This is a genomic window from Ruegeria sp. CF1, assembly GCF_056537445.1.
The window spans coordinates 293,554-313,322 of record NZ_JBQFRN010000001.1; the positions used below are offsets into that span (position 1 = coordinate 293,554).

Annotated in this window: 19 protein-coding genes; 9 read left to right on the forward strand and 10 right to left on the reverse strand. The window is 58.8% G+C overall.

Annotation, left to right across the window (positions count from 1 at the left end; translation table 11 throughout):
- Window positions 1-2: 2 nt before the first annotated feature.
- The 5 genes from rsmA to lptG form a co-directional block, all read right to left on the reverse strand.
- Complete coding sequence (gene rsmA, locus ACRZ96_RS01490; protein ID WP_480814168.1) at window positions 3-845, reverse strand: 16S rRNA (adenine(1518)-N(6)/adenine(1519)-N(6))-dimethyltransferase RsmA; 843 nt, start codon at window positions 843-845, stop codon at window positions 3-5.
- An 82-nt stretch (window positions 846-927) separates the two neighbouring features.
- On the reverse strand, window positions 928-1,893 hold the full coding sequence (pdxA, locus tag ACRZ96_RS01495; RefSeq protein ID WP_480814169.1) for a 4-hydroxythreonine-4-phosphate dehydrogenase PdxA: 966 nt from the start codon (window positions 1,891-1,893) through the stop codon (window positions 928-930).
- Window positions 1,890-3,143, reverse strand: coding sequence for a peptidylprolyl isomerase (locus tag ACRZ96_RS01500; RefSeq protein WP_480814170.1), 1,254 nt, complete (start codon window positions 3,141-3,143; stop codon window positions 1,890-1,892). The genes pdxA and ACRZ96_RS01500 overlap by 4 nt, the downstream gene beginning before the upstream one ends.
- Window positions 3,134-5,299 (reverse strand): LPS assembly protein LptD, encoded by a 2,166-nt coding sequence (locus ACRZ96_RS01505; RefSeq protein ID WP_170422029.1) that lies wholly within the window; start codon window positions 5,297-5,299, stop codon window positions 3,134-3,136. The genes ACRZ96_RS01500 and ACRZ96_RS01505 overlap by 10 nt, the downstream gene beginning before the upstream one ends.
- Window positions 5,299-6,399: an LPS export ABC transporter permease LptG gene (gene lptG, locus ACRZ96_RS01510; RefSeq protein WP_170646596.1), complete on the reverse strand. Its 1,101-nt coding sequence runs from the start codon at window positions 6,397-6,399 to the stop codon at window positions 5,299-5,301. Before lptG ends, ACRZ96_RS01505 begins: the two co-directional genes overlap by 1 nt.
- A gap of 219 nt (window positions 6,400-6,618) precedes the next feature.
- Here lptG and ACRZ96_RS01515 point away from each other — a divergent pair, with 219 nt between their 5' ends.
- The 3 genes from ACRZ96_RS01515 to ACRZ96_RS01525 are packed head-to-tail and all read left to right on the forward strand — an operon-like array spanning window position 6,619 to window position 9,626.
- Window positions 6,619-8,085, forward strand: coding sequence for a leucyl aminopeptidase (locus ACRZ96_RS01515; RefSeq protein ID WP_480771489.1), 1,467 nt, complete (start codon window positions 6,619-6,621; stop codon window positions 8,083-8,085).
- A 4-nt stretch (window positions 8,086-8,089) separates the two neighbouring features.
- Window positions 8,090-8,548, forward strand: a complete 459-nt coding sequence (locus ACRZ96_RS01520) for a DNA polymerase III subunit chi (protein WP_170567077.1) — start codon at window positions 8,090-8,092, stop codon at window positions 8,546-8,548.
- A gap of 31 nt (window positions 8,549-8,579) precedes the next feature.
- On the forward strand, window positions 8,580-9,626 hold the full coding sequence (locus tag ACRZ96_RS01525) for an aldo/keto reductase (RefSeq protein ID WP_480436753.1): 1,047 nt from the start codon (window positions 8,580-8,582) through the stop codon (window positions 9,624-9,626).
- A gap of 75 nt (window positions 9,627-9,701) precedes the next feature.
- Here ACRZ96_RS01525 and ACRZ96_RS01530 read toward each other — a convergent pair whose 3' ends face one another.
- Complete coding sequence (locus ACRZ96_RS01530) at window positions 9,702-10,688, reverse strand: GlxA family transcriptional regulator (protein ID WP_480705003.1); 987 nt, start codon at window positions 10,686-10,688, stop codon at window positions 9,702-9,704.
- A gap of 132 nt (window positions 10,689-10,820) precedes the next feature.
- Here ACRZ96_RS01530 and bcoG point away from each other — a divergent pair, with 132 nt between their 5' ends.
- The 3 genes from bcoG to ACRZ96_RS01545 all read left to right on the forward strand — a co-directional run bounded on the left by bcoG (window position 10,821) and on the right by ACRZ96_RS01545 (window position 14,041).
- Entirely contained in the window at window positions 10,821-11,738 is a 918-nt protein-coding gene (bcoG, locus tag ACRZ96_RS01535) for a 3-dehydrocarnitine:acetyl-CoA trimethylamine transferase BcoG (RefSeq protein ID WP_170800613.1), read from the forward strand.
- 63 nt (window positions 11,739-11,801) lie between these two features.
- Window positions 11,802-13,283, forward strand: coding sequence for a carnitine 3-dehydrogenase (locus tag ACRZ96_RS01540; protein WP_480814171.1), 1,482 nt, complete (start codon window positions 11,802-11,804; stop codon window positions 13,281-13,283).
- Window positions 13,280-14,041, forward strand: a complete 762-nt coding sequence (locus ACRZ96_RS01545) for an SDR family oxidoreductase (protein ID WP_170396769.1) — start codon at window positions 13,280-13,282, stop codon at window positions 14,039-14,041. Before ACRZ96_RS01540 ends, ACRZ96_RS01545 begins: the two co-directional genes overlap by 4 nt.
- A gap of 1 nt (window position 14,042) precedes the next feature.
- On the opposite strand, the gene ACRZ96_RS01550 is transcribed toward ACRZ96_RS01545, so the two are convergent.
- Both ACRZ96_RS01550 and ACRZ96_RS01555 read right to left on the reverse strand, forming a co-directional pair.
- Window positions 14,043-14,225, reverse strand: coding sequence for a hypothetical protein (locus ACRZ96_RS01550; protein ID WP_480814172.1), 183 nt, complete (start codon window positions 14,223-14,225; stop codon window positions 14,043-14,045).
- Between the two features lie 76 nt (window positions 14,226-14,301).
- Window positions 14,302-15,168, reverse strand: coding sequence for a helix-turn-helix domain-containing protein (locus ACRZ96_RS01555; protein WP_170396773.1), 867 nt, complete (start codon window positions 15,166-15,168; stop codon window positions 14,302-14,304).
- 108 nt (window positions 15,169-15,276) lie between these two features.
- Here ACRZ96_RS01555 and ACRZ96_RS01560 point away from each other — a divergent pair, with 108 nt between their 5' ends.
- Genes ACRZ96_RS01560 through ACRZ96_RS01570 form a run of 3 tightly spaced genes read left to right on the forward strand, consistent with a single transcriptional unit; the run spans window position 15,277 to window position 17,299 of the window.
- Window positions 15,277-15,480: a DUF2061 domain-containing protein gene (locus ACRZ96_RS01560; protein WP_039535902.1), complete on the forward strand. Its 204-nt coding sequence runs from the start codon at window positions 15,277-15,279 to the stop codon at window positions 15,478-15,480.
- Window positions 15,473-16,375, forward strand: a complete 903-nt coding sequence (locus ACRZ96_RS01565) for a fatty acid desaturase (RefSeq protein WP_480704997.1) — start codon at window positions 15,473-15,475, stop codon at window positions 16,373-16,375. Before ACRZ96_RS01560 ends, ACRZ96_RS01565 begins: the two co-directional genes overlap by 8 nt.
- A gap of 21 nt (window positions 16,376-16,396) precedes the next feature.
- The gene (locus ACRZ96_RS01570) at window positions 16,397-17,299 is read left to right on the forward strand and encodes an EamA family transporter (protein WP_480704995.1); all 903 of its coding nucleotides are present in this window, start codon (window positions 16,397-16,399) and stop codon (window positions 17,297-17,299) included.
- On the opposite strand, the gene ACRZ96_RS01575 is transcribed toward ACRZ96_RS01570, so the two are convergent.
- Window positions 17,296-18,648: a DEAD/DEAH box helicase gene (locus tag ACRZ96_RS01575; RefSeq protein ID WP_170732369.1), complete on the reverse strand. Its 1,353-nt coding sequence runs from the start codon at window positions 18,646-18,648 to the stop codon at window positions 17,296-17,298. The two genes, ACRZ96_RS01570 and ACRZ96_RS01575, sit on opposite strands and share 4 nt — an antisense overlap.
- Window positions 18,649-18,831: 183 nt before the next feature.
- Window positions 18,832-19,755 carry a glycosyltransferase family 2 protein gene (locus ACRZ96_RS01580; protein ID WP_480814173.1) on the reverse strand — a complete coding sequence of 308 codons (924 nt, stop codon included), beginning with the start codon at window positions 19,753-19,755 and terminating at the stop codon, window positions 18,832-18,834.
- Window positions 19,756-19,769: the final 14 nt, after the last annotated feature.

Consider the following 19,769-nt stretch of genomic DNA (forward strand, 5'->3'; position numbering starts at 1 on the left):
GTTCAGGGTTTGCGAATTTCGCGCGCGAGCGCGCAGAAGGCTTCGAGCGGGATCTGCTCGGCACGGTCGGTGGGTTTGATACCGGCTGCGATCAGGCGGTCCTCGATATCTGGCGCTGCCCCTTTCAGTGAGGCCCGCAGCATTTTGCGGCGCTGATTGAAGGCTGTGGCAACCACGCGCGACAGGGTTGCGGCGTCAGCGGGATAGCGGGGTTCGGGCAGGGCAGTCAGGTGAACCACGGCGCTTGAGACCTTGGGCGGTGGAGTGAAGGCTCCGGGTGGCAGGGACATTGCAATGCGCGCTTCGGCCCGCCATTGGGCAAGTATGGCGAGGCGGCCATAGGCCTTGCTGCCGGGTTGGGCGACGATCCGCTCGGCCACTTCACGTTGAAACATAAGGGTCAGGCTCTGCCAGAAGGGCGGCCATTCGGGCGGGGTGAGCCAGCGGACCAGAAGCTCGGTCCCGACATTGTAGGGCAGGTTGGCGGCCACCCGGATCGGAGGCGTCAGATGGGCCAGCGGCTCGATTTCCAGCGCGTCGCCGTTGATCACTTCCAGCTGGCCCGGATAGGCGATGGCGATGTCGTTCAGGGCGGCGATGCAGCGGGTGTCCTTTTCCACGGCCACAACCTTGCGCGCGCCTTCGGACAGAAGCCCGCGAGTCAGACCTCCGGGGCCTGGGCCGATTTCAAGGACATCGCATTGAGTCAGATCACCCGCCTGCCGCGCGATCTTGGCGGTCAAGTTGAGGTCGAGCAGGAAGTTCTGGCCCAGCGACTTGCGGGCCGAAAGCTGGTGAGTTGCGATAACCTCGCGCAGCGGGGGGAGGGAGTCGATGGCGCTCATGACTTTACCGTCGCGCGGGTTGCGGGGAGAGCGCCAGAGATTTTTTTGCCTCCGGCGGAGGTATTTGGGGCCAGATGAAGCATTAGCGGGACTGCGCCATTCGCTGGGCGAGCTTCAGGGCCTCGATCAGGCTGTTGGGGTTCGCGCTGCTTTGGCCCGCGATATCCAGAGCGGTGCCGTGATCCGGCGAGGTCCGGACGAAGGGCAGGCCCAAGGTTACGTTCACACCGCGGTCGAAATCCAGTGTCTTGATCGGGATCAGGGCCTGGTCGTGATACATTGCAATCGCGGCATCATAGCGGGAGCGCGCAGCGGCGTGGAACATGGTATCGGCGGGGTGCGGGCCCGTCACTGCGTAGTCGATTGGATCGAGGTCTGCGATCAGTGGCGCGATCCAGTCAAGCTCTTCCGTACCCATTTTCCCGCCTTCGCCAGCGTGGGGGTTCAGCCCCGCGATGGCGATGCGAGGATGGTGGATACCGAATTGGGTGCGCAGACCTTGGGCGGTGATCTCGATGGTTTCTTGCAGCACTTCTGGGGTGAGTGCGCTTGGGACCTGGGAGAGCGGGATGTGGATGGTGGCAGGAACCACGCGGAGCTGTTCGCTGGCCAGCATCATTACCACGCGCGACCGGCCTGCCAACGCCGCAAGAAATTCGGTATGGCCGGGGAAGGCAAAACCCGCACCGTCGATCAGCGCCTTTTTGTGGATCGGGGCGGTACAAAGTGCAGAGGCTGCGCCGGAACTCACCAGCTCAACACCCTTTTCAATAGAATCGATGACCGAAAGTGCGTTTGCTGGATCGGGGTGGCCGGGCGTGTTCGGGGCAGGAAAGTCGAAATGCAGCACCGGCAGAGCCGAGGCGCTGGCCGGTGTCGCCTCAGACGGGTCGGCGATCCGGGTAATGGGTGTTCCATCGGGCAAATGTGATGCGTCGCCGATGTAGAAGAACGGACAGGTATCGCGCAGGGCTGCCCAAGCTTTGGCTGCGATTTCGGGTCCGATCCCGGCGGGCTCACCACAGCTTAGCGCGATTGGGGCGATCATTGTTCGATGATGACAGCGTCGGCCCTCAGCTGTTCCAGCAGGCTGTTTGCAAGGGCCTGCAACCGCTGCTGGGTCAGTGCGTTTGCCACGTCCACACGGGTGGTGTCTTCGCCCAGGTTGCGGGTGCGATTGCACAGCATCAGGAACATCAGCGTCTGCCCGTTGTTGCGCGTCAGCGTGGCCGATGCCTCATTTGGATCAAGCTTGGCCAGCTCAAGCGCTACGTCGCGTGGAATCGCCGAGGGGCTTTGGGTAAGGCGTTCCAGCACGTCGGGCGATTGATCTTTGGCGATGCCGTAGAGGTCATCGCAAGTGTCGATCTCTTCCTTGAGCTTTTCGGCTTTCGCAAGCGTTTCGGTGCTGCGGCCACCGGGAAGGTAGTAGATCGCGTAGTCGATCTCGGAATAGGTTGGGGCACCCGCGGCAACTTCGCGGATGCCGCGCATCTGGAACAGAGCCACGGCGTTCGGGAGCGACAGTGGGTCGGTGATCTCACCGTTTTTCAAGCCCAGAATGACGGGTTGCAGGGCCGGAGGCAGGTTGTTGAGCGACAGCCAATCCAGTCGCCCGCCATTCTCGCGTGTGGCAGCGGCAGAGTATTGCGTAGCAGCCGAAGAAAAGCTGTCTTGATCGGGAAGTTGTGAGATTTCATCGGCCAGGGCTTCAGCCTGCGCCAGGGTCTGCGGTGTTACCGGAATGATAATTTCGGACAACAGAACCTGCAGGCCGCCGCCGCCACCCTGACCCAGTGCACGGTTGATCTCATCTTCCGAGGGACGAGCCTGCGACAGAAAGCGGGTACTGACAAAGTCGCGCCAGGACAGTTGATCGGCGACAAAATCCCGGACGGTTTCCTTTGATACGCCCGCATTGTTGAGCAGCTGCAGAAACTCTTCGCTGCTGAGGTTGCCGCGCGAGGCGAATTCATCAATCCCGGTCTGGATATCTTCGGGCGCGGCTTCGATGCCGGCATCGCGCATCGCCTGTTTGCGCAGACGATCCTCGATCAGGGCTTCGCGGACTTCGCGCTCGGAACTGCCCGGAACGCCGAGCAATTCGAGAAACTGCTGACGTTGTTGAAGTTCATACCAGGTGACAATGTCCTGATTGACCCGGATTGCAGGCGAGAACAGGCTTTGAGCCTGAACCTGTGGTGTGGCCATTGCAACAAGCGCGGCAGCCAGCACCGGCAGCACCGATCTACGGCAGCCAGAGCGGAGAGATTTTGTGAAACCTGAGATCAACTGCATCTTCTCTTAAACTTCTGTCCATCGCCTTCGACGGAATACCCTGTCAGGGCAACGGTAAAGCCGAATTCGGTCGAAGGCTCAATACTTGATGTGGAGGTAAAGCGTCTGTTGACGTTCACATTTACCTGCACACACTCATTTTCGTAGGTCACGCCGAACCCAAGGCGGAGTGGTTCAGATTCGCTGAAATCATAGCGTGCGTTGGCTCGGGTCAACCAATTCTGATCTACGCGGTAGCGACCGCTCACCCGTAATTCCGAGATTTCATCATTATTCGCTTCAGCAGGATCAGGTTCGAGCCAGATGTAACCGCCGGAGATTGCCGTATCTCCACTAGACCAGCCTGCACGAATTTCAGCTTTGGTAAAACTGAAATCGCTGTTTAAAAGCCCACGCGCGGCCAATGTCAGCCCCTTGCCGTTATTCAATTGCCCGGCAAGCAGAATGTCGGACTTGGTACCCTGCAGCCCCGATGTGAGCGTGAAATCCGGATCCGCATCGGACCGGAAGACCTGTCCGATTGTCGCCAGCGCCCGCCAGCCGTCAGCGTTGTACCGAGACCAGTTCAGGCCCACAACGGCTGTTGCACCGTCTTCGCGGCGGTCGGGGGCCGGAAAGCGCGAAAGGGACAAAAGATTGCCCTGATCGAGTTCCTGAAAGGTACTTTCATCGTTGGGAACGTCATTGTTCGAAACATGCGTCCAACCAATTTGCGCGATTGGCTCAAGGATTTGTGTTGCACCGGACTGCTCGCGGCGCAGCATGGGGTAGCGCAGGGTAAAAGCTGCACGCGGGGTCGAGCGGGTTACATTGTTCGGAAACTCGCTGTCATTGCGGATATTGAACGTATCCACTGACGCGCCCACCAATGCTTCTGCACGTAATCCGGTCGCAAAGGTCCAGTTGCGCAGCCATTCCGCATCGAATGTTGCCCTGGCGACGTCGCGACCAATAATATCTTCGTCACTGGTTCGCGTGTGGGTGTGACCATCGAGGCTTAGTTCAACTTCACCTCCTAAGGTGCTGGGGAAGAGTCGCTTTCGATAGTTGATGTCGAAGACACGCGATGGGATTTCATCCTGATTTTCGCTATCCCGAAGGGACTTGTAGTGGATGAAGCTGGTTCTGAACGCCGTATCACGCTTGATCCGCTCAAGTGCAATTTCGCTACGAAGGCGGTCAAAATCGGGCAAGCCGTAATCTGCCAGATACGAGTCATCCGAAGTTGTTTTGATGTCGAATGTCAGCCGGTAGTCATTTCCAAGACCGAACCGGCCATCGGCGAAGAAATACCCCCGATCCTGACCGGGCTGCAGGTCGTCGCGTGTATAAGAGCCCCGCAGCCGAATGCGCCCGCGTTTGAATGCCTGTCGGTAACGAAACCCAAGTGTGCGGGTCTTGGACGACAGATACGGCGTCAGAGTCAGGTCCTTGTGATCTCCGATCTTGAAGAAATACGGCACCTGAACGCCAGTGCCCAGTTGCGAAGTGGTGCGGATCGACGGCACGAGAAAGCCGGTCGCCCGCTCAAGTGTCGGGTCGGGTAGGCGCAGCGTGGGAAAGTAGAAGACCGGGACATCAAGTATTCGGAACTGTGCGCCTTCGAAATAGAGCTGCCGTTCAAGCTGGTCATGGGTCACTTTACGGGCGCGAATTTGCCAGATCGGGGGTCTGCCATTCGCGCAGACATGACATGAGGTTGCGGCGACCTTGCTGAATTGCGTGTAGCGACCTGCCGCACGGGTGGCCTGGACTGAGGCGATCTGCACTTGCTGGTCAAAGACCATGCGCGCACCCATCAAAAGGCCATTTTGTATCCCGCTGTCCAACTGCGCGGAATCGGCCAGCAATGTGCTGTTTCCGCCCTGATCGATCCGGATTGGGCCGGTCAGGGTCAACTCGCCGGTTTCGCGATCATAGGTGACGCTTTGCGCTGTCAGTTTGACGTCGCCTTGGAAGGCCTCGACATTCCCCTCTGCGACCAGTTTGCGATCCGGGGTAATGAATATCTCATCGGCCACCAGTAGGGCGGGTTGATTCTGTTCAGTCGCGTCAGCCTCGCTGGCGGCACCTTCTGGTTCGGACTGTGCGGCAACTGCTGCTGGCAGCGAGAGGATCAGTGCGCTCGACAGCAACAAAGACAGGACGGAGCGCATCAGCCATCCTCCGCATGGAGCAACAGGCCCAGAGACAGTAGAATGCCCGCAAAGGGTGGGGCCCAGGCCGAGACCAGAATAGGTAATTGCCCGTTTTCGCCAAGAATTTGGGCGAAATTCCGGATGAAGTAGATACCGAACCCCAGCAATACAGCGGTCAGCACGGCAACTCCGGTGCCGCCGAACCGGACATGGCGCATTGTGAAGGCGGCCCCGATCAGAACCATCGAAACCAGAAACAGGGGTCGCGCAAGTTGTACTTGCAGCCAGACCTCATATTGCTTGGTTGAAAATCCCGCCTCGCCCAGATCACGAATCAACTGCGGCAGATCATAGACCGAAACTGAATCCTTTTGCCCGAGAGTGTCCAGAATCCGGTCTCTGGTCAGCGTTGTGGGTAGGTTCAGGATCTCATGGCTGGTGGCATTTGCTTCGGGATTGAGGTCGTCCTGAATGGGCCAGATTTTGGCCTGATGCAAGGTCCAGAATCCATCCTCCAGATCAGCTTTCTGGGCCGAGATTTGCTGGTTCGGCTTGCCGTCGGATGAGAACGTTGTGATGGTCACGTTCCGCAGGGCGAACCGGTCGCCATTGACAGTGCCGGTTGCGTGAATCACCGACTGACCGTTGGCTGAGCTCTGGCGCAACCACAACCCCTCGCGGCTGATGGACAGGGCTGAACCACCCTGGTTGCGATAGCCATCGGACAAACGTTGGAACTCTTCCGACGTCGCGGCCGCGATGGGATTCAGCAAAGTCACAGCAAGTGCGCCGATGGTCAGCGCAAGCAACACGGGCGCTAGCAGGGCTCGGATACCGGATCGCCCGATTGCGCGGGTCACCACCAGTTCGGAGCTGCGGGCGAGGCCGACAAACAGCGCGATGGTGGCCAGGATCATCAGCAGGGGTAACATCTCGCTGATCGCGGCCGGTGTGTTCAGCAACGTCAGTTGCAGCAACTGGCCAAAGGATAGGTCAACACCATCGAACCGCCGCACCTGTTCGATCAGATCGATCAGGATCATCAAGGTCAGAAAAATACCGCCGATAACAAGAAAGCTTTGAATAAAGCGGCGGGCAAAATAGCGGTCGAGGATCACGTGGGCATCCCCGTCAGACCCCGGCATCCAAGAATCACAATCGGGCATGGAATCATGCGCGACGGCCTGTAACTGCCGATTGGTGTCACGTTCTCTCCCCCGAGCCTGCCGTTATTTTCGCGCGACCATAATGCAATTGCCCGGCGGGGAAAACTGCTATCTGGTCAACGGTGGCTGCGCGGGCTAGGTCTTGGGCAACGCATTTTTCAGGAGAATGATATGAGCAGTCTTGTGCCCGTCCGATTCACCCCCTTTGACCTTGATGCGATAGCGCAAACCGAAGGGCGCGTGGCCATTCTCATTCCCGCCGATGGCAAGATGAGCCCCGCCGCGCGTCGAGCCAATCGCCTGACCAAAGGCGCGGTTGCGCGGCTGGTCGAAAGCGAGCGGTTCAGCAAGGTCAAATCGGGTAATGTTATTTCGCTGGCCTGGCCTGCCGGAATGGTGGCCGAGGCGCTGGATATTCTGGTGTTGCCGCGTCGCCCCGACTCTGACGAGGCACGCAAGGCCGGGGCCAATCTGGCGAAAGCTGTAGCGGGCAAACCCGTGCTGGTCATGGCCGCCAATCACGCGCGTATCGAAGAGGTAGCCTTGGGCATGGTACTGCGTGCCTACGATTTCGATGTCCACAAATCCAAGGACTCAGACCCGGCGGGTGAGATCACCATCGGTCACTCCAAGCCGGAGGAGACCGAAGCTGACTTTGCGCCGCTCTATGCCGTCGCAGACGGTGTGCGCATGACACGAGATCTGACAAATGAACCCGCGAATGTGCTGACGACAACTGAGTTCGCGGACAGATTGGTCGAGATGGAATCGCTGGGCCTGAAGGTCGAGGTTCTGGAAGAGGACAAGCTGGCCGAACTGGGCATGTGTACGCTGCTGAGCGTCGGGCAGGGCTCGGTCAGCCCCTCAAAAGTTGTGGTGATGCAATGGGACGGCGGCGACAAGGATGACGCGCCGCTGGCCTTGGTCGGTAAGGGCGTCGTGTTCGATACCGGCGGTATCTCGCTTAAGCCGGCCGGAGGCATGGAAGACATGACCATGGACATGGGCGGCGCGGGTGTTGTTGCCGGAACCATGCGAGCGTTGGCCAAGCGCAACGCCAAAGCCAATGTCGTGGGGCTGGTCGGGTTGGTCGAAAACATGCCCTCGGGCAATGCCTCTCGCCCGGGCGATGTGGTCACTTCGATGAAAGGCGACACTGTCGAGATCATCAACACCGATGCCGAGGGTCGTTTGGTTCTGTGTGACGTCATGTGGTACGCGCAGGATCGGTTCCAGCCGGTGGGCATGATCGATCTGGCCACACTGACGGGCGCGGTCATCATTGGTCTTGGGCATGAGAATGCCGGTGTGTTTTCAAACAATGACACCTTCTGCGACGCCTTCCTGAAGTCGGCCAAGGCCGAGGACGAGGGCGCATGGCGGCTGCCCTTGGGTGAAGGCTACGACAAACAACTTAAATCGCGCATTGCGGATATGAAGAACGTGGGCGGGCGGCCCGCAGGTTCGATCACCGCAGCGCAGTTCCTGCAGCGTTTCGTCAAGGAAGAGACGCCGTGGATTCACTTGGATATCGCAGGTGTGGCCTCTGTCTCTTCCGAGACCTCTTATGCGCCGAAAGGGGCCACGGGCTGGGGCGTCCGCGCGCTAAGCCGGTTCGTGCAGGACAATTTCGAGTAAGCGCATGGGTGCCGTCTATTTCTACCACCTGACCCGTCAGCCGTTGGAGCACACATTGCCTGTGCTGCTCGACAAGGCACGGCAGGCCGGATGGCGGATTGCCGTGCGGGGTGTCGACCCTGCGCGGATGGACTGGCTGGATGAGAAGTTGTGGCTGGGACCTGAGGACGGGTTCCTGCCGCATGGCCGCGAAGGTGGCCCGCACGACGCGGCACAGCCCGTTCTGCTGACGACCGGCCAAGGGGCAGCAAATGGCGCGACCTGTGTAATGGCTGTCGATGGGGCAACGGTTGAGGCGGAGGAAGTTTCGACCATGGAGCGTGTCTGCATTCTGTTCGACGGGAATGATCCGGAGGCGGTTCAACATGCGCGCGGGCAGTGGAAGGCTCTGACCGGGGCGGGGTGTTCGGCACAGTATTGGTCCGAGGAATCCGGACGATGGGAGAAAAAGGCCGAGGCTTGATCGGCCACAAATATATTTTAGGAGATTTCAAATGGATATGAAGCCTTTGGGCCGCACCGGGATCATGGTGTCGGATTTATGTCTTGGGACAATGACCTTTGGTACTCAGACCTCGGAAACTGAGGCGCACCGCCAGATGGACATGGCGCTTGCGGGTGGGATCAACTTTGTCGACGCGGCTGAGATGTATCCGGTGAACCCGATCTCGGCAGAGACGGTCGGGCGGACCGAAGAGATTCTTGGCAATTGGAATGCCGCCAATCCTTCGCGGCGCGGGGACTATGTGCTGGCCACGAAACACTCTGGTGAAGGGTTCGTGCATGCGCGCAATGGCGCCCCAATCTCGAAAGAGACCATACCTGAGGCGATAGAGGGTTCACTGCGTCGTCTACAGACTGACTGTATAGATCTCTATCAGTTCCACTGGCCAAATCGTGGCAGCTACATGTTCCGACAGAACTGGGACTATGCACCCTCGGGTCACAACCGGGACGAGATTATGGACGAGATGCGCGAAAGCCTGATCGCTCTGCAGGCGCAGGTGGACAAGGGCAATATCCGCGCCTTTGGTCTGTCGAATGAAAGCGCTTGGGGTACCGCTCAGTGGTTGCGGGCATCGGATGAGGTTAGTGGACCTCGGGTCGCGTCGATCCAGAACGAATATTCTTTGCTCTGCCGGTTATTCGATACCGACCTGGCTGAATTGTGTCTTCTGGAAGATGTCGGGTTACTATCATTCTCACCGTTGGCGGCAGGTTTCCTGACTGGGAAATATCAAGGTGGTGCTGTTCCAGAAGGATCACGCATGGCGCTGGTGCCGAATATGGGCGGGCGCAAAACAGATCGCGTTTTTGATGCAGTGGCGGCTTATCTGGATGTCGCCGCGCGGCATGGGCTGGACCCGATCCACATGTCACTGGCGTGGTGTTGCAGCCGTCCGTTCATGGCCTCAACCATCTTTGGCGCGACAAATGTAGCGCAGCTAGAACATATTCTGGCGGGTAAGGATTTGAAGCTGTCGTCCGAAGTGATGGCCGAGATCAGTGCGGCGCATCGGGCGTTTCCGATGCCATATTGAAGGGATGGGGGCTCTGCCCCCGTCGCCTTTGGCGACTCCCCCGAGGTATTTTATGCCAGATGAAGTTGGATCGTGTCAGTGATGGGTTGGTTGCGTACGGTCTTGCCTGAGGTCGCGAGCCGTGAGGCCGTGGGCGGTTCGGAACGCGCGGGCGAAGCTGGATTGCGAGGCGAAGCCGGTGGCCAGCGCCACGTCCATCAGCGGCAGGTCGGTATCGGTAACCAGACGGCGGGCCTCGGCCAGTCTGAGTTGCAGGTAATGATCCTGTGGAGTTGTATTCAGGCGCAGGCGGAACTGCTGCTGCAGGGTGCGCGTACTAGTGCCGAGTCTATCGGCGATGTGCGCAAGGGACAGGGGGTCGTCCAGTGAGGATTCCATCAATGAGTTGGCTTTGGCAGTGAGCGCGGTGTGACGGTGCGGCGCACCGGTGCGGCTTTGTGGTTTTGAGGGCTGAGACGTACCTTCATAGAGGAATAGCCCGGACACGCGGGCGGCAAAGCCCGCGCCATGACGTGCAGCAATAATATGGAGCATCATATCGATCGCCGGGACGGCGCCGCCGGAGGTTAGGCGTGTATCGGAGACGGTAAATCGGTCAGGGCGCACATCGACATTGGGAAAGCGCGCAGCGAAGTTCTCCAAATCCTCCCAATGGGTCGTCGCCGCGTGACCGTCGAGCAATCCAGCCTCAGCCAGTAACCAGGGGCCGCCATCTATCCCGGCGATTGTTGCACCGGTGGCCGCGATCCTGCGGAGCCCGGCGAGCAGGCTGGGCGTCGCATGACGGGCCAATTGGAATCCGGCAACTACGATCAACAGATCGCAGCCCTGCAACCGGGCCAGGGGAATGCCCTGCACATTCAGAGCGCTGGTCAGCAACGCGGGTTCTGCGGTTGCCGTGACGTAGTCCCAATCAAAAGCGGGCCGATCCGCTAGTCGGTTGGCAGCACGCATCGGATCGACGGCGGCCGCGAAGCTGAGTGTGTTGCATTCGTCCAGCACCAGCACCGCCGTTTTCAGGGCGCGATGTTCGGGCTGCAGTATGTTTTTTGCGGATTTCATCAAGTCTGATTCGCATTTTGCTAAGTGGTTCCCTCAAGGCTGCGTCAGAGTTGGCGTTGACGCAAATCGGAATCCGGGGAGAAGCCTGGGGAAAACCCACGGTAAAACCGGGTATAAGCTGGGGATAACGCCATGCCTTTGGAAATGAACCGCGAAGTCTTTATCACCTGTGCCGTCACCGGCTCGGGCGGGACACAGGATCGCAGCCCACATGTGCCGCGTTCGCCGAAGCAGATTGCCGATAGTGCAATTGCTGCAGCGAAAGCCGGTGCGGCCGTGGTGCACTGCCATGTGCGCGACCCCGAGACCGGTGCGCCTTCACGCGATCTGGCGCTGTACCGTGAAGTCACGGACCGCATTCGCGATGCCGAAGTAGACGCGGTTCTGAACCTGACGGCGGGCATGGGCGGAGATATGGTGTTTGGAGGTGTCGAGAACCCTCTGCCGCTGGCTGAGGTTGGAACAGATCTGGTTGGTGCCACTGAACGTGTTGCACATGTAGCGGAGTGCTTGCCTGAAATCTGTACTCTGGATTGTGGCACGATGAACTTTGCCGAGGCCGACTATGTGATGACCAATACGCCCGGCGCCTTGCGGGCGATGGGGCAGATGATGACCGATCTGGGTGTGAAGCCCGAGATCGAGGCCTTCGACACCGGCCATCTGTGGTTCGCCAAGCAGCTGGTGAAAGAGGGTGTTCTGGAACCGAACGCTCTGGTCCAGCTATGTATGGGGGTGCCGTGGGGGGCTCCGGATGATCTCAACACCTTTATGGCGATGGTGAACAATGTGCCGGATGACTGGACGTTCAGCGCGTTTTCGCTGGGGCGCAATGAGATGGCGTATGTCGCGGCCTCGGTTTTGGCGGGCGGTAATGTACGCGTCGGGCTGGAGGACAACCTGTGGCTGGAAAAGGGTGTTCTGGCCGAAAACTGGCAGTTGGTCGAGCGTGCAGGCAGCATCATCGAAAACATGGGCGCGCGGGTGATCGGGCCGCAGGAAGTACGTGAGAAGCTGGGGCTTACTAAGCGGGCTCCGGTTGCGAAGTAGTCGCGGATTGGGGGCCAGCCCCCAAACCCCCGAGATATTTTTGGCCAGATGAAGAGGCGGATCGTGGGCAAAGAACAGCAAGCAAAAACAGCAGCAATCATCGGAGGCGGAGTGATTGGTGGCGGGTGGGCTGCCCGGTTTCTGCTGAACGGATGGGATGTTCGGGTATACGATCCCGACCCTGAAGCCGAGAGGAAGATCGGTGAGGTGTTAGATAACGCGCGTCGTTCTTTGCCGGGGTTGAGCGATGTACTTCTGCCGCCCGAAGGGACGCTGAGCTTTCATGACGATCTCGGTGAGGCAGTTCAGGGTGCGATCTGGATTCAGGAGAGCGTACCGGAAAGGCTTGATCTGAAGCTGAAGGTTTACAAGAGCTTGCAGGGGGCTTGTGATCCAGATGCAATCATCGGGTCCTCGACCAGCGGGTTCAAGCCCTCGGAGTTACAGGAAGGCGCGTTGCGACCCGAGCAGATCGTGGTGACCCACCCGTTTAACCCGGTCTACCTGTTACCACTGATCGAACTGGTTCCGACCGACAAGAATTCACCTGACTTGATCGCGCGGGCCAAAGATCTTTTGACCTCGGTGGGGTTCTTCCCGCTGCACATCAAGAAGGAAATCGACGCGCATATTGCTGACCGGTTCCTCGAGGCGGTGTGGCGCGAGGCGCTTTGGCTGGTGAAAGACGGCATCGCAACGACCGAAGAGATCGATGAATCCATCCGCATGGGTTTTGGTATCCGTTGGGCCCAGATGGGACTGTTCGAAACCTATCGCGTGGCCGGTGGAGAGGCCGGGATGCGGCATTTCATGGCTCAGTTCGGCCCGGCGCTGAAATGGCCCTGGACCAAACTGATGGATGTGCCTGAGTTCACCGATGAGTTGGTCGACATGATTGCGGATCAGTCGGATGCGCAGTCTGGCAAGTACTCGATCCGCGAGTTGGAGCGTATCCGGGACAATAACCTCGTTGGTATGATGCGGGCGCTGAAGGCCCAGAACTATGGTGCAGGGGCGGTATTGAACCAGCATGATGCGGCCTTGAAGCCAGGAGCGCTGCCGACGCTGGACGAGGCGGATCTGAGCCAGCCGATCCTCACGCTGTCGCGCGCCGTTCCGCTGGATTGGACCGACTACAATGGCCACATGAATGAAGCTAAATATCTGGAGGCCTTTGCAGCGGCCACGGATCGTTTCATGGAAATCATTGGCTGCGATATGGAGTATATCGCGACAGGCGGCAGCTATTTCACTGCCGAAAATCACATCCGTTACATGCAGGAGACCCATGCGGGGTCGCGGATCGAATGCCGTACGCAGATGCTGTTAGGGCAGGGCAAGAAGCTGCATGTCTTCCACAGCATGTACGAGGGTGAAACGCTGTTGGCCACAGGCGAAAGCTTTCTTCTGCATGTCAGCCTTGAGACCCGACGCCCCAGCCCACCTTCACCCGAGATCGAGGCCGCGATGGCACGGGTTGCCGAGGCGCAGGCCGGGTTGCCTTATCCCGAAGGCGCGGGCGCGGCGATCCGCAAGCCCGCATGAGCAGCCGGGTCTTGATTACCGCAGGCGCCTCTGGCGTCGGCAGGGCCATGGCTGAAGCGTTTGATGCTGCCGGGGCTCAGGTCTGGGTTGCGGATGTTGATGCGGATGCGTTGGCGGATTGCCCGGCGCATTGGAAGCAAAGCCAGCTTGATGTGTCGGATGAGGATGCTGTCGCGGCTGCGTTTACCGACCTTGAGACCGAATGGGACGGGCTTGATGTGCTCTGTGCGAATGCGGGGATAGCGGGTCCCACCGCAGCAGTTGAGGACGTTTCCTTGACGGATTGGAGGTCATGCCTTTCCATCAATCTAGAGGGGTCATTTTTGTGCTCTAAATACGCCGCACCTCTGATGAAACAGCAACGCAGCGGCGCGATCTTGATTACTTCATCGACTGCAGGCCAGTACGGATACCCCAACCGCGCGCCGTATGCGGCGGCCAAGTGGGGCATGGTGGGATTAGGCAAAACGCTGGCGATGGAGCTTGGGCCGCACGGAATCCGCTGCAATGTGATCTGCCCGGGTTCGGTCGAAGGTCCACGAATGGAGGGCGTGCTGCAGCGCGAGGCCGATGCCAAGGGCATGACCCGGGATCAGGTTTACGACGGCTATGCCTCGGGCACGTCCATGGGCCGCTTTGTAGAGGCGCAGGACATTGCGAACATGGCTGTATTCCTAGCTTCAGATGCAGCGAGGCTGGTGTCGGGTCAGGTAATCGCGGTGGATGGTCATACGGTCAATCCTGACCCGAAACTGTGAATCAGCTCTGATTTGGCCCCCGAATCTGGCGGATGGCGTTGCGGACGGCTTGCCAGTCCTGCGCCTCCTGCTGGTTTCCGGCGGCTTCGCATTCGCGCATTTTCTGCGCAGCTTCGGCTTCGGCCCGATCGCCATGGGCCGTATAAAGGGCACGTGCGTATTCAGCGGTTTTGAGTGCGTCCATTCCCGTCATCCTCCATCTCAGATCGGAATGTCTGTAGTTTCGCGCCAAGTGACTATACTACAGCTTTCAGCCCAGGTCATGTCTGAGAGATTTCTGAGCGCAATTGCTGCAGATGGTCCGGGAAATCACGCGCGGTCATATCCGCCTCTCGAACCAGCCGGTCGAAATGGAGCGTAAAGACCTCAATCCGGTCGCGGTCTCGGAAAGCCATGTAGTGGCTTCCGGCATAGAACACGCATAGAAGTGGGCCGAATATCGTGACGGGGGCAGAGTAAAGACGTTTTGCATCAAATAGATAGATGCGCAGACGTGGATAAAGCTGCTCACACACCGACAGCAGGTGATCGATCTGATCCAACCGGACCTGAAGCGGTAGTCCCTCGTAGTAACCGGTGGCATAGGCAAAGCTGTGAAGCTCGTACAACGGCATGGCAATCTCATAATCGGACTGGGCGCTGCGCATCCATGCCAGCCGGTCTGCCGAGGCGCCAATGGCTTGATCTGCAGTACGGCCGAGATGCGGAGCGTATTCCCATTCAAGCACGGCGCGGGTCTTGAGCATGTCGGGCAGGGTAGCCGGAACGTAGCGTATCTTGTAGCCGGCGGCCTCTTGATGCCATTCAAAAATGCGCTCATCAACCAATGCCCGGGCGGCCTCGGTTAGGGTGAGGGAACTGGCCAATAGTTCTGCCGCGCTTTCGGGTCGGTTGGAAAGCCCAAGAAGCCAATCGGCGGAAACCCCAAGCGCCGAGGCGCAGCTGCCGACGACATGAGCATTCGGAAGGCGTGCCCCCGCCCCGGTCAGCAATTGCGAAACGGTAGATCGGTCAACCCCGATGCTGCGTGCCAGGGCGCTTTGGCTGACATTGCGCTCTTGCATCGCTCGGGCCAGGCGCTGGCGAAAATGCAGGGCGCGATCCCGTTTGTCGATTTTATCAATCATGTGATGATTAATATCACCTTTGGTGAGAATTGTTAATCATATTCAGAATTCACGACCCTTGGCTCTGTCTGTAACGCTGGTGTTACAAAAATAAGAATGGGGTCTGGAATGGAAACGCGACGCAGGTCGGTCGTGAAGGCGCTGGTGTGGAATGCGATGGGGCTGGCGATGATGACGCTGGTTGGTTTGATCGCCACGGGTTCAGCAGCACTTGGAGGGATGGTTGCACTGGTCAATACGGCCATTGGTTTGACCATGTATGTGATTTACGAGCGTATCTGGGCCGGAATTTCGTGGGGCCGCAATGGCTGAGCCGGTCACACCCAAATCGCCCGAATGGGCGACATTTGCCCTAATTATCGCGTGTTATTCCGCTTGGCTTGCTGCGATTTTCTGGCTGGCAGGCATATTATTGTGGCTGGCGATCCTCTTCATGGGGCTGGTAGCCGCTCTGCATTCCTCGCTGACGCATGAGGCGCTGCACGGGCACCCCTTTCGCCAGAAATGGCTGAATGAGGCACTGATGGCGCTGCCGCTGACTTTGTTCATTCCTTACAATCGGTTTCGGGACCTGCATCTGGCGCATCACTGTGACGCGAACCTAACCGATCCCTATGATGACCCTGAGACCAACTATCTCGACCCGCAGGTCTGGGCGTCTCTGGCTCGATGGCAAAGACGGATGTATCAAGTGAACAATACTTTGCTGGGGCGGATGGTTCTGGGGCCTGCGATCGGGCAGGTTGCGTTCTTGCGGGATGAACTGCGTGGTGCACTTCGCGGAGATCGGGCGATTTTGTTGGCATGGGCGCTGCATATGCCAGGCGTTGTCGCGACTCTTTGGATCGTCGCGCTTTCGCAAATGCCGATCTGGGCCTTCGCCCTTTCAGCATATATCGGGCTGGGACTGGTCAAGATCCGCACATTCCTGGAACACCGCGCGCATGAGAAATCGCGCGCGCGCACAGTGATCGTAGAAGACCGTGGCATCCTTGCATTTCTGTTTTTGAACAATAACTTGCACGTCGTTCATCATATGAACCCATCAGCACCTTGGTACCGATTGCCTGCACTCTACCGCACGGGCAAGGAAAGATACTTGGCCTGTAACGAGGCTTATGTCTACCGTTCGTACGGGCAGATATTCCGAGAGTACTTCTGGCGCGCCAAGGATCCGGTGGCGCATCCGCTCTGGCCAAAGCCTTGATTTAACGACAGAAGGGAAGCCATGAGTTTATGGATTCCCGTCACCATCGCGGCCGCATCGTTCCAGACGGTGCGGTTCATGCTGCAGAAATCCCTGAGCAGCGTGAAGCTTTCGGCTGCCGGGGCGACATTTGCACGATTCGCCTATTCCATGCCATTGGCCTTGCTGGGGCTTTTCATTGCTTTGGCCGCGACGGGGTACGAACTGCCAGCGCTGACGGCGAAGTTCTGGATATTTGCTGTCATCGGCGGGACCACACAGATATTGGCCACGATCTGCGTTGTGGCATTGTTCAAGCAGCGCAACTTTGCGGTAGGGATTACGTTTAAGAAAACTGAGGTGATTCAAACCGCTATTGTGGGGTTCCTTGTCCTCGGCGATCAGGTCTCTACCGGGGCGCTGGGGGCAATACTGCTTGGGTTGCTGGCCGTCCTGTTGTTGTCAAAAACGCCCGGAGGCAGCGGCGCTTGGTGGCAACATCTGACAAACAAAGCCTCGCGTCTTGGACTGGGGTCAGGCGTGTTATTCGCATTCTCCTCGGTCAGCTATCGCGGTGCCTCTTTGCAATTGGGCGACATCGATGCGTGGTTCCGAGCACTTGTGACGCTGGCCGTCGTGGTAACGTTCCAATTTCTCAGTATGTGGCTGTGGCTGCTTTGGCGAGACAGGGCCGAGCTGCGCGCGGTGTGGGAGACTCGCCGGACCGGTGTTTTTGTCGGCCTGACCAGCCTCTGTGGTTCGTTTTGCTGGTTCTTCGCCTTCACGTTGCAGAACGCAGCCTATGTAAAGGCCTTGGGTCAGATCGAACTGATCCTCAGCCTGATCGCATCGCTGCTGTTTTTCCGTGAAACCATCACCCGTCGCGAGATCGCCGGGATGACGTTGCTTGGCTTGTCGATATTGGCGCTTGTGCTGACAATCTAGCCAGCGCGACGCTCATCAAAGCTGAGAGCGATAAAGCTGGGGAGGTGATCCCCCATGCCTACAACTGCTGGCCCGCCATCGTCGCGACGCCCACGACCACGGGTTTTGGGCTCTCGCTCTTTGCGGCTCTCGCTCTTTTTGTTGTCCGACGCTTTGGCCTTCTTCTCTGGCTTTGGCGCCTCGGGCTTGGGCTCATCGGCCTTGACCGGATTGTCGATGCGCGGAATGTCCTTCTGGATCAGGCTCTCGATCGCGGCCAGCGCCTTTTCATCGCGGCCCGAGCAGATCGTGATTGCCTTGCCTTCGCGCCCGGCACGGCCCGTGCGGCCGATGCGGTGGACATAATCTTCGGCATGGCCGGGAACATCGAAGTTGAACACGTGGCTGACCGAGGGGATATCCAGACCCCGCGCAGCAACGTCCGAAGCCACCAGCAGCCGCAGTGATCCATCGCGGAATCCGTCCAGTGTTTTCATCCGCTGCGACTGATCCAGATCGCCATGGATCGCGGCGGCGTTATAGCCGTATTTCTTCAGCGACTTGGCGCAGATATCTACATCGGTCTTGCGGTTGCAGAAGATGATCGCGTTGGTGCATTTGTCGCCCTCGGCATCGATCAATGCGCGCAGGGTCTTGCGTTTCTGGCTGGCCTCACGATCCCGGCGACCACCTTTGAACATCACTACGCCTTGTTCGATGGTTTCCGAAGCGGTGGCCTGACGCGCAACTTCGACCCGGGTGGGGGCCGACAGGAAAGTATCGGTGATCCGTTCGATCTCGGGCGCCATGGTGGCTGAGAAGAACAGCGTCTGGCGGGTGAATGGCGTCAGCGAGAAGATGCGCTCGATATCAGGAATGAAGCCCATGTCGAGCATCCGGTCAGCTTCGTCCACCACCATGATCTGAACGCCTGTCAGAAGAAGCTTCCCGCGTTCGAAATGATCCAGCAGACGGCCCGGAGTGGCAATCAGCACGTCAACACCGCGGTCAATCAGAGCATCCTGTTCCTTGAAGGAAACGCCGCCGATCAACAGTGCTTTGGTCAGCTTGAGGTGCTTGGCGTAGGTGTCGAAATTCTCGGCCACCTGCGCTGCCAGTTCCCGCGTCGGGCACAAGACCAGCGAGCGTGGCATGCGTGCGCGGGCGCGCCCACGGGCCAGCAATGTGATCATCGGCAGGGTGAAGCTGGCAGTTTTGCCGGTGCCGGTTTGGGCGATCCCCAGAACATCGCGCCCTTCCAGCGCGGCTGGAATTGCGCCTTCCTGGATCGGGGTCGGAGTTTCGTATCCGGCTTCCTCAACTGCTTTGAGGACCTTCGGGTTCAGGTTCAGTTCGTTAAACTTTGTCATGTATGTCCGGTTCAAGCGGACACTAGACCTGGCCCGCGCGTCTGAAAATGCCGGGCCCGGATGGCCATGCGCCCCATGCGCGTTTCGGCTGTGGCGCGGGCATAACAAAAACGTGGGGCAGGGTCAAATGAAGTCGGTTTAATCCGTGGCAAATCTGCCGGTAACAAGGATTTCCGCAACAATTCAGATGGTTCCGGGAAAGTGTTTCGCGACTTTTTGGTCCAGATCAAGCGGCCGGTGACGGATCATGTCGTTATCCTCAAGCCGTTCCAGCACTTCCGGGTCAGCAGCGCTGATTTCATCGTAAAATTCCCGCAGGCCATCGAGCCCGTATTCGGTTTCCAGAAGGGTGATCAATTCGTACCTGTCTAGCGCACCGATCTTTCGCGGGCGATCCGGGCTGGCCTGGTACGAGCCGCGTTCGAGGCGGAAACGATAATGCGCCAGCCAATGCTCCCAATCCGGGGCGTGGCGATGACACAGATCGATCTGAGGAAGCTCGGTTCTGACTGGCAGAAACTCACCGTGCTGATAGAGGTTGTGGATACGGTCGCTCAGTTTTTTCAAACCGCCGCGTACGAACAGTTTGCCCTGAATGTGGCTCATGAAACCAGCCAGAACGTAAGTGCCGAAATTGGGATAGAGCGCTTCGACCAGCGCTTGTCGATTCTGACCTTCGGGAATGAACGCTTTGTAGAGGTCCTGGCCACCCGCCAGCGCCTCAATCGGGCGGACGCGGACGGCGGGGATGTCATCGGGAATGTCGCGCAGCAGGTCGGGGATCGGGGACATTGGCCACAAAAACTCATCGACATCGATATGTGCGACCCAGTCCAGATCAGTCCTGTTGTAGATCAAATTCGCATTCGAGGATTGGCGAACCTGATGTTTGTCCGGCCTCTCACGCCTGCGGCGCTTCCAGAACGCCGCATCGCAGGTACGCACCCGGATCCGGGGATGGTCGCGCAGGGCTGAGATGTCCCCCTGGACCGGCTCGTCCAGAAAGATGTGAATCCGGTCCGCGCCGATATCGAGGTGGTGGGCGGCAAAGCGCAAAATATCCTCACGCGGGGCGCGGATCGTGGACACAATCCCCCATGTGGACACTTCTGGATTGCGCT

Coding starts and splice junctions, on each gene's coding strand:
- rsmA (WP_480814168.1), bottom strand. CDS start 845: ATGAGCGCCATCGACTCCCTCCCCCCGCTGCGCGAGGTTATCGCAACT.
- pdxA (WP_480814169.1), bottom strand. CDS start 1,893: ATGATCGCCCCAATCGCGCTAAGCTGTGGTGAGCCCGCCGGGATCGGA.
- ACRZ96_RS01500 (WP_480814170.1), bottom strand. CDS start 3,143: ATGCAGTTGATCTCAGGTTTCACAAAATCTCTCCGCTCTGGCTGCCGT.
- ACRZ96_RS01505 (WP_170422029.1), bottom strand. CDS start 5,299: ATGCGCTCCGTCCTGTCTTTGTTGCTGTCGAGCGCACTGATCCTCTCG.
- ACRZ96_RS01515 (WP_480771489.1), top strand. CDS start 6,619: ATGAGCAGTCTTGTGCCCGTCCGATTCACCCCCTTTGACCTTGATGCG.
- ACRZ96_RS01520 (WP_170567077.1), top strand. CDS start 8,090: ATGGGTGCCGTCTATTTCTACCACCTGACCCGTCAGCCGTTGGAGCAC.
- ACRZ96_RS01525 (WP_480436753.1), top strand. CDS start 8,580: ATGGATATGAAGCCTTTGGGCCGCACCGGGATCATGGTGTCGGATTTA.
- ACRZ96_RS01530 (WP_480705003.1), bottom strand. CDS start 10,688: ATGAAATCCGCAAAAAACATACTGCAGCCCGAACATCGCGCCCTGAAA.
- bcoG (WP_170800613.1), top strand. CDS start 10,821: ATGCCTTTGGAAATGAACCGCGAAGTCTTTATCACCTGTGCCGTCACC.
- ACRZ96_RS01545 (WP_170396769.1), top strand. CDS start 13,280: ATGAGCAGCCGGGTCTTGATTACCGCAGGCGCCTCTGGCGTCGGCAGG.
- ACRZ96_RS01550 (WP_480814172.1), bottom strand. CDS start 14,225: ATGGACGCACTCAAAACCGCTGAATACGCACGTGCCCTTTATACGGCC.
- ACRZ96_RS01555 (WP_170396773.1), bottom strand. CDS start 15,168: ATGATTGATAAAATCGACAAACGGGATCGCGCCCTGCATTTTCGCCAG.
- ACRZ96_RS01560 (WP_039535902.1), top strand. CDS start 15,277: ATGGAAACGCGACGCAGGTCGGTCGTGAAGGCGCTGGTGTGGAATGCG.
- ACRZ96_RS01565 (WP_480704997.1), top strand. CDS start 15,473: ATGGCTGAGCCGGTCACACCCAAATCGCCCGAATGGGCGACATTTGCC.
- ACRZ96_RS01570 (WP_480704995.1), top strand. CDS start 16,397: ATGAGTTTATGGATTCCCGTCACCATCGCGGCCGCATCGTTCCAGACG.
- ACRZ96_RS01575 (WP_170732369.1), bottom strand. CDS start 18,648: ATGACAAAGTTTAACGAACTGAACCTGAACCCGAAGGTCCTCAAAGCA.